The organism is Kitasatospora viridis (genome assembly GCF_007829815.1).
In the GTDB taxonomy this organism is placed as follows: Bacteria; Actinomycetota; Actinomycetes; order Streptomycetales; family Streptomycetaceae; genus Kitasatospora; species Kitasatospora viridis.
In genome coordinates this window covers 1-12,543 of sequence record NZ_VIWT01000008.1, presented here as the reverse complement: position 1 = coordinate 12,543, position 12,543 = coordinate 1, and the positions used below count along the sequence as shown (strand labels likewise).

At 69.3% G+C, this 12,543-nt stretch carries 6 protein-coding genes; 5 read left to right on the top strand and 1 reads right to left on the bottom strand.

Annotation, left to right across the window (positions count from 1 at the left end):
- Window positions 1–4: 4 nt before the first annotated feature.
- From FHX73_RS42260 to FHX73_RS42240, 5 genes are all read left to right on the top strand, one after another.
- Window positions 5–4,231, top strand: coding sequence for a poly-gamma-glutamate hydrolase family protein (locus tag FHX73_RS42260; protein ID WP_145911438.1), 4,227 nt, complete (start codon window positions 5–7; stop codon window positions 4,229–4,231).
- A gap of 39 nt (window positions 4,232–4,270) precedes the next feature.
- Window positions 4,271–6,775 carry a glycosyl hydrolase family 28-related protein gene (locus FHX73_RS42255; protein WP_145911437.1) on the top strand — a complete coding sequence of 835 codons (2,505 nt, stop codon included), beginning with the start codon at window positions 4,271–4,273 and terminating at the stop codon, window positions 6,773–6,775.
- Between the two features lie 116 nt (window positions 6,776–6,891).
- Window positions 6,892–8,511 (top strand): hypothetical protein, encoded by a 1,620-nt coding sequence (locus FHX73_RS42250; protein WP_145911436.1) that lies wholly within the window; start codon window positions 6,892–6,894, stop codon window positions 8,509–8,511.
- Between the two features lie 12 nt (window positions 8,512–8,523).
- Window positions 8,524–9,885 (top strand): hypothetical protein, encoded by a 1,362-nt coding sequence (locus FHX73_RS42245; protein ID WP_145911435.1) that lies wholly within the window; start codon window positions 8,524–8,526, stop codon window positions 9,883–9,885.
- A gap of 15 nt (window positions 9,886–9,900) precedes the next feature.
- Window positions 9,901–11,388: a hypothetical protein gene (locus FHX73_RS42240; protein ID WP_145911434.1), complete on the top strand. Its 1,488-nt coding sequence runs from the start codon at window positions 9,901–9,903 to the stop codon at window positions 11,386–11,388.
- A 265-nt stretch (window positions 11,389–11,653) separates the two neighbouring features.
- Here the strand turns inward: FHX73_RS42240 and FHX73_RS42235 are convergent.
- The coding region (locus tag FHX73_RS42235; protein ID WP_145911433.1) for a helix-turn-helix domain-containing protein at window positions 11,654–12,543 on the bottom strand (890 nt) is incomplete at its 5' end.

The following is a 12,543-nucleotide window of genomic DNA, read 5'->3' as shown; positions in this document are numbered from 1 at the left end:
CACGATGGCGGACACCTACGCGAACTACGCCGCGCTGGCCGCAGCCCAGCGCATCGGCATCGACTACCAGATCCTCTCCCGCGTCCCGTCCGGCTCCCGCCTGGCGCACATCGCGATCCACGCGGGCGACATCGAGCCCGGCACCGGGGAGATCGCCGACGTCCTGTCGTCGACGGACACGGCTGCCGATCACCTGTACTACGCCTTCGACGGCATGCGCCCGACCGGCAACAACGTGCTCTTCCTCGGCGGCCCCCGGTTCGACGAGCCGATCGCTCGTGCACTGGTAGCCAGGTCGGACTACACCGTCTCCTGGCACGGCTCCGCCGGGTCGGACGCCATCACGTACGTCAGCGGTCTGGACACCGTTCTCGCCCAGAAGATCACCGACAGTCTGAGGACCGCCGGATTCACTGTGGTCACGGCAGGCAGCCCGGCCGAAGCTGATGGCGCCGACCCCGCGAACATCACCAACCTCAACGCGCAGGGCAAGGGCGTCCAGGTCGAGCTGACCTTGGCCCAGAGGCAGGCGTTCTTCACCGGCGGCGACCTGACCCGGGCCAACCGGGGCCCAGCTACACGCACCCCGGTCTTCACCACGTACGTGGCCGCCGTCCAGGCGGCCCTGGCGGGACTCGACGAGCCGAAGCATGCGCGGGATGTCAGCGCCGTCGCGCTGGCGGTGAACCGACGCGGCCCAGCAGCAGGTCAGCTCCCCGGTGACTTCGGGGTCGCCGCGTTGTCGCCGCTGTTCATCGACGGCATGCCGCTGGAGGCCGTGTCCGAGGCGATCCGGCTGGCCCGCCGGGGCACCGGCGGCGGAACCACCGCTGGCGAGCGGTTCTGGTCGTCGCCGCCGCGCCCCAACGGCGACCCGCTGCGCGAGGTGTACGAGGTCTCCCTGTCGACTGCTCGGCGGGTCAACCGGCTGGCCTTCTCTCTCGCGCACTTCCCGCAGCGGGTCTGGCTGCAGTACCGGGACCAGGGCGGTGTCTGGCGGCCCCTGACGCAGCCTGGCGGGGCTCCGGCCCAGCTCACGATCGCCGACTCCGAGCCCCAGGTCATCCCTGCGGGCGTACCCAGCACGCTCCGATTGCACCCGCAACACTTCGGCGCCCAGCACTGGATGGCGCAAGAGGTCGACGTCTCCCCGGTGGTCGCTGACCGCTTCCGGCTCATCATGGCCCGCATCCCTTCCTCGGGAGCGCCCAGGAGCACCGACGGCAGCCCGGTGGCCTACTCCCTCGGGGTCAAGGACGTCTCACTCAGCTACCGGCTCGCCTCCCCGAGCGACATGCCGTGGCTGCCGATGACCGATGCCAGTCACACCACTCCGATTGCCCAGGGCCAGGACCTACTGGGTTCCGCGATCGACTACGTGGTGCGACGTAGCCGTGCAGCCTCTGTTCTTGGTGACGGAGGGGTGTGGCGCTGTGCTCCGCAGCCGGTGCCGAACGCGGTGGTCAACCTGTACCTCGACGTCCGCTCGGCTGACGGCAAGCCGCAGGTCATCGACCGGATCGAGTGCGATCCGCTGACCTCCGGGCCGACCGTGAACCTGTACTACGCCCCGGTTGATTCAGTGAAGGACTGGGGAGTCTTCAGGTTCGCGCCGATCAGTGAACCGCTCGGATTTCCGCAGGTCAGAGCAGTTAATGACGGAGTTCAGGCGAGCAAGGAGGGGCTGTACCTGCCGGGCTCCGCCGATGCGGTACGCATCGACGGAGCGGCGCTGCAGTTCGACACCACGAAGCCGTTCCTGGTCGCCGGGATCGTTCAGCCGCAGTTCACGTCCGTCTCCGGCACCCTGCACACGATCTTGGACACCGGTGGCCTGGCCGTCTGCGTCAGCAGCGGGGCGGTGTCGGCCACGCTCGGCCAGCTGACGGTCTCCCTCGATCCGATCGACTTCGGCTTCAACGCGCGCGTGCCGTGGGCCGTCGCCTTCGACGGCGAGAACCTGACGGTGCGCACTCCCTGGAGCACCCGCATCCAGCCGATCGGATCATCGGGGCCGACGTCCTCGGGGCCGGTAGTGATGCTGGGCGGCCCGGTTTCGGGTGGCCCTGGGGGGATGCTTCGGATCACGTCGCTGTTCCTGGCGCAGGGCCGCGCCCAGGACATCGGCGCCATCGACGCCTACTGGGGCGATCCGACCGGCTACGGCATGACACCCGGCGGAGCGGTCGACGCATCGACGCACACGTGCGCGAACGCCCTGCTGCGCTTCGATGGGTCGCTGGTGACGCCGGGGGACGACTCGGTGTGCCCGCTCGGTCTCATCGGCGGCCCTGGTGTGGACTACAGCACGACGGTGTGGACGCCGATCAACGGCGACTTCCAGCTGCAGAAGCAGGCGTTCACCTTCAGGCCGGTGAAGGCCAGCTTCCTCAAGCTGGAATTCACCAACCTTCAGCCGATGCTGGTCAACCCGACCGGGTCGCCCGTCGTACGGGTGCAGCTCTTCCCGGGCGACACTGGCGGAGGCATCGCCACGACGGCACGAGCGTCGGACCAGGCGTCGACGGCCTCCCCGCCGGGCCTGGGCCCGGCCAGGAGTATCGGGGTGGCCTTCCAGGACTCGCCGCAGCGGACCGCGACGTCGCCGTACGACGGCCAGCCGTACCTGCCCACCGAAGCCCTGTTCGCCGTCGACCCGCAGGACGCCCAGCGCCTTCGCAGCTCCGGTACAGCGAAGCCGTGGAGGTTCATGCCGCTCCCCGGCACCCAGGCTCCCCGGTGGCTGGCCACCGGGGTCCACAGGTACCGGGTGGTGGAGCTGACGATGGACGCCAAGACGGCGTACACCGTGGCGGTGAAGAGCGTACGGGCGTTCCGAACCAGCCCGGCCGCCCAGCAGGACACCGAGCAGTACGTCGAGCTGCTCCACGACACCTCTCACCTGGACGGATTCACCGATGGGAAGCCGGACAGCTGGGTCTTCACCGAAGGCGGCCTCGTCACACCGGATCTCGTAGGCACGGCCGGAGTCCGGGTGACGTCGGTCCCGTACGTGTCGCGACGCAAGGTGCTCGGCATCCAGATCGCCACGACGCAGAGCGACGCGCTCCAGCTGCTCGACGACCCGGAGTTCTCCGACCCGACCCTTCGGCACTGGCGCCCGGTCGGTGACGCGACGCTGACCACCTCGGACGTCTACGAGAGCAGCTTGAGCCGGACGGTCCAGGTCACCCGGGGCCACGCCGGGTCGTCATGGGACGCGATGGAGAGCCGGTTCCGGTCGTGGGCCGCCATCGAGGATGCCAACCCTGACCCGAACCGGCCGCAGTGGAACGAGCTGGAGCAGTCCCAGGTCGAGTCCACCAGCGGCGGCATCGAGTCCGTACGAGGGGTGCAGCCGCCGTCCCACGGTCGGCTCTTCGCGGCGGCTCGGGTGGTCTTCACCAAGCCTCTCGCCACACCTGTGTCGCTGCAGCTGGTCAACGGCGACGGGCGCATCCTGGCCGAGGCCGACGCCCCGGCCGACAGCCAGGTGGCCGAGTGGTACGTCGACTACTCGATGCACGACACGGTGACCACCGGCATCAGGACCTGGGACGTGATCACGGGCATGGCCTCGACCTGGGACCAGGCGGAGGCTCTGGGCTCCTGGGACACCGTGGCCCAGGACTTCGACGTCGAGCGGGTACGCGACGTCCGGGCGCGGATCGTCCAGGACGGCGCGAGCGGCACAGGGGAGTGGCTGGTGGACAGCCTCGCCCTGTTCGCCGACCCGCTGCTGTGGGAGGTCAGCAGGGACGGCGGCGCGAACTGGTTCCCGGTCCTGGACATCCGCAACGACCCGCGCGGGGCCCTGGTCTTCCCGGACCTCCCGGTCAACGACCTCACCGGCGGCACGCAGCTGCGGTGGCGGGTGACCAGCTACGCGCCGAGCACCTCGGTCTCCGCTGTGGTCATCCGGCCGTGGTACGCGAGCCTGGCCGGGGCCATCCCCTACCAGGACACCCTGCAGGCCGCCGGGGCCGCGAGCGCCCTGGCCGACTACTACCCGCCGGTCCACCAGGACCCGTACTTCCAGGCGTGGCACGAGCCCATCCCCCAGTGGTGGTGGGCAGCCTCCCGGCTGTGGCGGGACCGCATCTGGCCGACCGTCACCCCGCCCGATGCGGCCGTGCTCCCACACACGGTCGTCGAGGGGACCAGCGAGACCGCGCCGCCGAGCGTGGACGCGTTCTCTCTGGCCGAGGCCCTGGTCCAGCCCATCTCATGACCGCCCTTTGTTCAGTGAACCCCGAGTGAAGGAGAGCCAGTGAGGGCGCACTTCTCCCGCCCGTACCTCGACAGCGCGGGCAACCGTGTCCCGCAGGCACAGGTGCGCATCTTGGAGGCGGGCACCAACGTCCAGATCTCCGAGACCATCTACACCGACGGCAGCACCGGAGCGGTGAAGACCAACCCGTTCTTCACCAACGGTGGCGACGTCTCCTTCTACCTGGACGCGCCCAGCCGGGTGAAGATCGGCATCACCTCCCCGGGCAACCCGGAGGAGTTCTGGGAGGATCTGGACGTCACCGCACCGGGCCTCGACTCCGTCCACGCCGGTTCCGGGGCGAACTCCATGCAGGTGGGCAGCGGCGCTGCCGCCGCCGGTGTCGGGGCCACCGCCACCGGTGTATCAGCTGCTGCTACGGGCAAGGACTCGGCGGCAGCCGGGCGGGCGGCGCAGGCCCTGGCCGACGTGTCCAGCGCCTACGGAGCGAACACCTCGGCTAGCGCAGCCGGGGCAACCGCCGTGGGCGCGAGCGCCGGAGCCAGCGCGCCCTCGTCAACGGCGCTCGGCTTCGCGGCCACCGCCCGGCACGCCTCGTCCACGGCCGTCGGCGCCGGGGCGGCCACCACCGCACCTGGCCAGGTCATGCTCGGCACCCCGACCGACATGGTCGAGGTCGCGGGTTCGTTCGTCGTCCGCAGCGCCGGAGGCAAGCGCTGGCTCCTGCAGGTCAGCGACGGCGGTCTGCTCGCCACCCAGGCCGCGCCCACCAGCGACAGCGGCACAGCAGGCGGCTCGGCCGGGGGTGCGGGAACGGTCACCGTGCTGCGGTGGGTCAGTCCGCGCGACTTCGGCGCAAAGGCTGACGGGGTCTCCGACGACACGGCGGCCCTGCAGGCCGCGCTCAACGTCTGCCCCAAGGGGGGCACGGTCTACCTCCTCCCGGCCGTCTACCGCACCTCCGCCCCGCTCTACATCCCGCCGTCGGTCACCCTGCTCGGGTCGCACGCCAACATCGAGCAGCAGGCCGCCGACGTCGTACCGGCGACTGCGCTGCGCCCGCTGCCGATCTTCTCGGGCAACGCGGTGGTGAGGATCGTGGACCAGGTGATGGGCTCGTACTCCGAGCTGTCCCGGGAGCAGCAGATCTGCGATCTGACGATCGACGGCCGGGACCTGGCCGCCTCGCCCGCCGTGGACGGCGTGCAGCTGGCGGGCAACGTCCAGGGCGTCCAGGTACGTGGCCTGAACATCCAGCGTGTGAGCGGGCACGGTCTTCGCAGTGTCGTGGATGCGTTCGGTGCCAACACTCCGATCGGACTTCGGGCGCAGCGAGTGGTGGTCTACAAGGCCGCTCTGGACGGCTTCAACCTGGCCAGTCCGCTGAACAGCACGTTCGTGGACTGCGAGTCGCTCGGCGCGACCGGGAACGGCTGGTCCCTGTCGAACCCGGGCGGTGCCACCCTCTCGGCCTGCCGGTCGGGCTGGTCCGGGAAGGACGGGTTCCTGATCGCCCCAGGGCTCGGTCCCGTGGGGCTGGTCGGCTGCACGACCGATCGCAGCAACCAGCACGGCATCCGGATCGTGGCCGGAGACGGCTCCGTGGTCAACCTCAGCGGTTGCCGCCTGTACCGCGACGGCCGTAACAACGGCGCGGGCGGTGGGGGCGGCTGGGCCGGTCTGGCTGTGATCAGCACGACCTGCCCGGTGGTCGCTGACGGCCTCACCGTCACCGTCGGCGCCGACGACAGCAGCACCAGCGGAGGGATCTCGCCCCAGTACGGGGTGCACGCCGACCACAGCCGCTACGTGTCGGTCTCGTCCGGCCTGCTCGCCGCCACCGACACCCCCTGGCACGACGGCGGAGGCAACGAGCTGCTCCTGCGCGGCCCCAACGTCACCGACCAGAAGGGGCGGTCCGGCACCGAGGCCGTACGCACCGTACCGGGCCTGAGAGTCACAACATCGTCCCTGGCGTTCACCAGCGCTGGTGGTCTGGTGTCCGATGTCCTGAATCCCGACGTCGTCCTCCCGTCGGACCACGGTCTGATCGCCTGGTCGCAGGACCCCGGGTCGGTCACGGCCAACTCGGCCTTCGGGGCGGGTGTCGTCCAGCTGATCAAGATCGTTCTTCGGGCTCCCCGGACCGTCACCAACATCGTCGCGCAGGTCGTCACCGGCGGCAGCGGCCTGACGACCGGTCAGTGCTGGGTGGGGCTGTACGACGCCACAGGCAACCTGGTCGGTTCGACCGCCGACCAGGCGACCTCGTGGCAGTCGGGCGGACCGAAGTTCATGGCGCTGGTGGGAGGGCCGGTGGTTCTTCCGGCCGGGTCCTACTGGGTAGCGCTGCTGGCCAACGGGACCACGCTGCCCACCTTCACTCGCGGATCGAGCGTCTCAGCGGCCGGAGCGAACATCAACCTGACGGCGGCTACCGCACGATGGGGGACGGTCGGCTCCGGCCTGCAGACGCTGCCGTCCAACCTCGCCATCAGCTCGATCGTTCTGTCCTCCTCCCCGTACTGGGCTGCACTCGGCTGACGCTGCTCTTCGAAGCCCGGGGTGAAGGCCGCCTTCACCCCGGGCCTTCACTGATGCTGCTCAGCTGGCGGTGACGGCCCTGAAGGGGTGGAACTGCAGACTCCGAGGGGAGGGCCATGACCGCCAGGGCACACGTCTACCAGCCCATCACGGGCACTGACGGGACGCTGCTGTACGGCGCGCAGGTGACGGTGCGCGAGTCCGGGCTGTCGGTGCCGCTGAACCAGCCGATGTTCACCTCGCTGAGCGGCACCGACACGCTGCCGAACCCATTCATCGCCGACCGAGGGATCATCGACTTCTGGGTGGAGGCCCCCCAGCGGGTCAGCATCCTGGTCCAGGCCGCCGGGCACAGCGACATCCTGGTGTACCTCGATGCCACAGCTGCGCCGGAGACGGTCGTGTGGACCGACTCCTCGCTGAGGATCGTGGGCCAGGCGCTCCCCGGGAAGATGCTGCTCGCCGGGGCGACCCCGGGCCAGGCGCTGTGGGGCGACCCCCCGAGCAGCAGCGGCCTGTCCGTCCTGGTGACCGTCTTGGCCGAGAGCTTCTCTGCCGGTCAGGACCCACCAAGCTGGTCTCTGATGCAGCGCACGACAACCTCGCGGTCCTACAGCACCGATGTCCCCGACCAGCAGGGCCTCAGCCGATCCCTGAAGGTCGCCCACACCGGCGACGCCGGTGACCTGATGGTGGTCACCCCGGGCTTCAACCTCCTGGAAACCGGATACGTCGGCTGCTGGCTGAAGGTCGGCCAGTCCGCCGGGGAGTCCGTCAGCATCTCGGTGACGAAGCCGGACGGCACACGGACCATCCTGGAGACCATCACAGGGGTACGCGACTGGGGGTACTACCGGTACCCACTCGCGCCAGGCAGCTACCTGGCGGCCACCTTCGAGTTCCAGGGCGCGGCGACGTTCGTCCCGGACACCGGGCACCAGGCATGGCTGACGGGTGTACGGATCGTCTACGGAGGCCAGGTTCCCGCACACACCCACCCGGGTGCTGGCCCGAACTCCGTCGCCCTCGGGACCGGGGCCGAGGCGAAGTCCAGTGGCGCGGTTGGTGTTGGGGTGAATGCCAACGCGGCCGGGTCCAACAGCGTGGCGGTGGGGTACTGGGCCCAGGCGTGGGGACCAGGGTCGACGGCGGTCGGCATCTCGGCCGCAGCGTTCTCGGACAGCAGCACGGCGATCGGTGCCGGAGCCACCGGCAACACCAACGCGGTCCGCTGGCTCGCGGTGGGCAGCGGCGCCTACGTTGACGCGACCAACGGCGTGGCCGTCGGCAAGGGCGCGAAAGCATACGGCGCCGACTCAGCCGCCATCGGCTCGGCCGCGTATGTCGGCACCGGAGCGAACGGGGCTTTGGCCCTGGGCTCTGGCGCCCAGGGCCTCGCGCCGAACGGCGTCGCCATCGGGCGAAATGCGCAGGTGCAGGCCGCCCATACCGGGTCGACGGCCCTGGGCGAGTCGGCGATGACGACCGCAGCGCTGCAGATCATGCTCGGCTCGTCGTCCGTCTACCGGCAGGTGGTCGTGGCCGGACGCCTCTCGGCTGTCGGCGCCGTCAATCTCGGTTCGTCCGATGCGTCCAGGCTCGGCTTCTTCGGAACAGAGGGGACCACTCGCCCAACCGTCACCGGGGCTGACGGCAACAACCTCGCCCTGCGCAACGTCCTGACTGCCCTCGCCGCGACCGGACTGATCAACAACGGCACCACCCAAGGCACCTAAGGAGGCCAGATCTTGTCAATGGTCATCGCGCCGGGCGTCCTGTATCAGTACGCCACCGGCGTCCTGGACGCCTTTGGCCGCGTCACCGTCGACGGCACCCTCGGGAACCCGGACTTCAGCCCGAAGCCGTACACCTATGCTCCTGCTCTCGGGCCCAGCCTCAGCAGCCCCCAGTGGTCCTTCGGCTCGCCTTCGGCTTCCGCCGTCCTCCCCGGCTGGGGTGCCAAGAAGGGCTCTCCGGACGGCATGGCCGCGCTGCGAGACGTCGGCAGCAGCGACGGCTCCGTGCTGATCCAGCTGATTCCCCAGACCACCGGCGTGGTGCTCGATCCCGCCTGGGGCAACGGCAAAAGCGCCGGGGACGTCTGGGGGGTGCAGGACTTCGCCTTCTGCGTGAAGCACACCGGAAGCTCCAGCTACACCCCGGGCGCGGACCGGTACTACCTCGCCTTCACCAGGCGCAACCAGGAGGCCCGGATGTACTTCGGGTACGACGCCTCGGTTGCGCCCTGGGATGTCCTGCCATCCGATGAGGCCGCAATTCCTCTCAGCGGCAAGGTGAACCTCTGGGACGGCAAGCGGCACGACATCCTGGTCTCGCAGTTCTACAGCTCGGTGGTCTGCCTCGTCGACTACAAGGTGCCGTTGATCTTCAACGAGCCGAGGCTGTTCTACCCTCCGACCACGTCCTTCCCCCGGCAGATGTTCTTCTTCGGTGGGTCGTACATGGGTGTCGACACCCGGGGCACGGACACCCTGCTCACCGCTTGGACGGCCCTCCAGCCGTCCTACGCCGACCTGTTCCTCTGGCACCAGGCCAGCAGGACGATCGAGCAACCGAGCACCAGCACCTACACGCCCACCTCACTCGACTCCTCCGACGGGAGGTGGACGGTGACCGGGACCGCCACGGCCAGCAAGGACGGGGTGCTGCTGGCCTCGGGCAGTTCGATGTTCGTCACCCCGAACCGGGGGAGCGGCTGGCTGGTGACGCGGTTCGGGGCCGTCGCCGCCGCCGGTGGGCTGGTGTTCCGCCGTCAGGACGCCTCCAACTACCTCATGCTCACCCAGAGCGGCCAGATCCAAGCTGTGGTCGGGGGCACCGCCACCACCATCGCCACATTGCCGGGTAGCACGTCGATCACCGCCGAGACCGACGTCGTGCTGCGCTTCAACGGCAGCACGCTGGCCTGCAACCTGAGCAGCGGAGCATCCCTCGGTGACGTCGCCAACCTAACAACCGGCGTGCCCATCGGCCCGTACTTCCCCCAGGCCAAGGGGGTCGGTCTTCTGTCTCCGGCCGGAGCGACCTCCCAGTTCCGGTACTTCTACTTCCAGCCCGACTACGACCTGCCGGTCCTGCCGACGACCTGAATGAAGGAGGGCTCCGTGGAGCGCTGCCATCTCTACCTGCCGCTGGTCGACTCCACCGGCCAGCTGTACCCCTACGCCCAGGTCTCCCTCCTCGACACCCTCACCGGGCAGCCGGTCTCGGTCCCGGTCTACTCCGACCCTGTCGGGGGGAGTCCTCTCGACCTCCCCGTCCTCTGCGCCCCTGCGGTGGTGAACCTGTGGACGGACCTGCCGATGCGGGTGACCGTGCTGGTGACCTTCGCGCAGAACTCCACGCTGACGCTGCCGAACGTAGACATCCCTGCACCCCCGGACGGCCTGGCCCAGACCGAGGTTCCGATCAAGGTCACCGCGCCTGGGGGCGTCACCGGCTCCTCGATCCTCGCGAGCGGGAACGCGGGCACGGCCACCTGGCAGGCCGCCAACGCCTTTGCCTCCCACCAGCACAGCGGTGACGCCCCGGACTCGGTGGTGCTCGGCAGCCTCGACCCGACGGACTATGCCCCCCGGCAGGTGTGGATCGGGAATGGGGCCGGTGCCGGAGTCACCGACCAGGGGATCGGCTCTGTCGCCGTCGGCCACGCAACCGCAGCCCACGGCGAGGGGGGCACCGCGATCGGTTCAGCCGCCGCAGCACAGGCCCTGGGCTTGGCGGTGGGCGCCGGGGCCCAGGCTGGTCCCTCCAGCACCGTCCTGGGGGCGTCCAGCCTCTCCGGGGCAGCCTCACAAGTCCTGATCGGCCGTCAGCTCTCAGCGACCGCTCCAGAGGCGATCGTCATCGGTTCCGGGGTCACCGCCACCTCGGGCCTGAGTCTCGGACCGGGTCTCCGCAGCGACCTCCAGAGCAACCTGCTGCTCGGCAGCGCGCCGGTCCCCGACACCGGCGACTGGCCAGGACCGTTCCTGCACCTGCTCAACAACACCGTGGTGCCCTGGTACCTCAACGCTCCGAGCGACGTCATGCTCGGCGGTGCAGGGGCCAACCTCAGCGTCTGGGGCGCTCCGGGAGCCTTCCGTGCCGTCATCTTCACCGAAGGCGCCACCGGCGCGGTCGCGAGCCTCGTGCAGGCCCTAGACGGCCTCGGCCTGATCTACTCGGTCGACAACTCCACCTTCACTGACGACTTCACCGACCTGTCCAAGGTGACCAACGTCAGCTCGAACCTGGTCATCGAGTCCGGCGCCACCCCCACCTTCGACAACAGACCCAACCACCTCAAGCGCCAGTACACCGACACACCGTCGTCCTTCACCTACACCCGACCGTCAGCCCTGAAGGACTTCGCCCTCGTGATGTACGTCCACGGCTCCTCCACCGTGGAAGGGCAGCTGGCACTAACCCTCAACGGCACCACACCGTTCCCCCTGTCCTTCACCAACCCCGTGGCCACGGCGAACGCCTGGTCCCGAGTCTGGGTCTTCGGCCGAAGGTCCCTGCCAGCCGGAACCACCCAGCTGACGTTCACCTTGCAGGGCAACCCGGAGATCTTCTCCCCAGCCATTGCCAAGGTCTGGCTCCGGTGACAGAGCCCTCTCACCCTCGGCACATGCCCAGGGGCGCGGTAGCTGGTCCGGAGATCGAATGTGCCGAACCTGAGATCAATACCAAACCAAGATCAGATTCCTTCAACAGGGCTACGACTTCTGGGAGTTGCCGGACAAGACGGCTACCCACGAAGTGCGTTCAGGGCAGGTTCGAAAGGCCCGGGAGCCGGGCTTGGGGCTGCTGACCGGAGTCAGGGCAAGATCGTTGTGGCAGGTGGCAGGTACGTCGTGCGGCTTACAGTGTTTAGGCTGCTGATTCCCACTCTTCTTGCGCTTCTCGGGCAAGCATTCGAAGGCGTTCGTAGTCCTCGTCCTTCGGATCTGGTTCGAGCATGAGGTGCCCGTCATCGGCCCTGATGAACCGGGAGATCTCCTCCCCGGTCCCGATGTCATAGACCCGGCCCCCGACCGCTTCGCACCACTGCGGCATCTCGTCGCCGCGTACAGGAACGACGTCCGCACCACGACGCTCAACTACCCGCTGCAGCTTCTCTGCCCACCGGCGACGGTGGTTCAGGTGCAGCACCCGGCGGCGCTCGGAGACCCCGTCAGAGCCCAGCGCGACGGCTACCTCGACCCAGTCCTGCTCCCAGTTCTCCTCGGCCGCCAGGGCGCGGGAAATGGCCTCTGAGGAGTCCTGGGAGAGCTGGTAGACCTCGCCCTCCCGAACCACCAGGCCAAGGTCGACCAGGCGCGGCAGGTGCCGGTACGCGGTCGGCCTGCTGACGGAAGCGGCTGCTGCCAGCTCGGGAAGGGTCGGGCGCTCCATCTCGCTGAGCGCGGCTACCAGCTTGGCGCTGGAGGCACCCAGTCCACGGAAGGAGAAGGCGTCGAGGGACATGACTGCGGCGAAGACGCGAAGGGCCCCCAGGCCCATTCGCTCGTCGGGGTTCTCAGCCTCGACACACTCAAGTTCCGGACCGGCGGCGCCGCCCTTGGGACTGTGCCGGGTACGAGACGGTGCGAGAAGTAGCCACGTGGCGCCGTGGTCGGCGGTGCCGGAGTCCAGGCGGCGCATCAGGTGCCGCTCTTCGACTCGGGCGGTGGCCTTGACGGTGGTGGACAGTGAGAGCCCGGCCAGTTCGGCGCAGTGCCGTAGGGAGAGGGTGTGGGTGCGGCCTCCGGCCTTGCAGG

What these genes read in the sequence shown, in the direction of transcription:
- FHX73_RS42260 (WP_145911438.1), top strand. Translation starts at nt 5, where the DNA reads ATGGCGGACACCTACGCGAACTACGCCGCGCTGGCCGCAGCCCAGCGC.
- FHX73_RS42250 (WP_145911436.1), top strand. Translation starts at nt 6,892, where the DNA reads ATGACCGCCAGGGCACACGTCTACCAGCCCATCACGGGCACTGACGGG.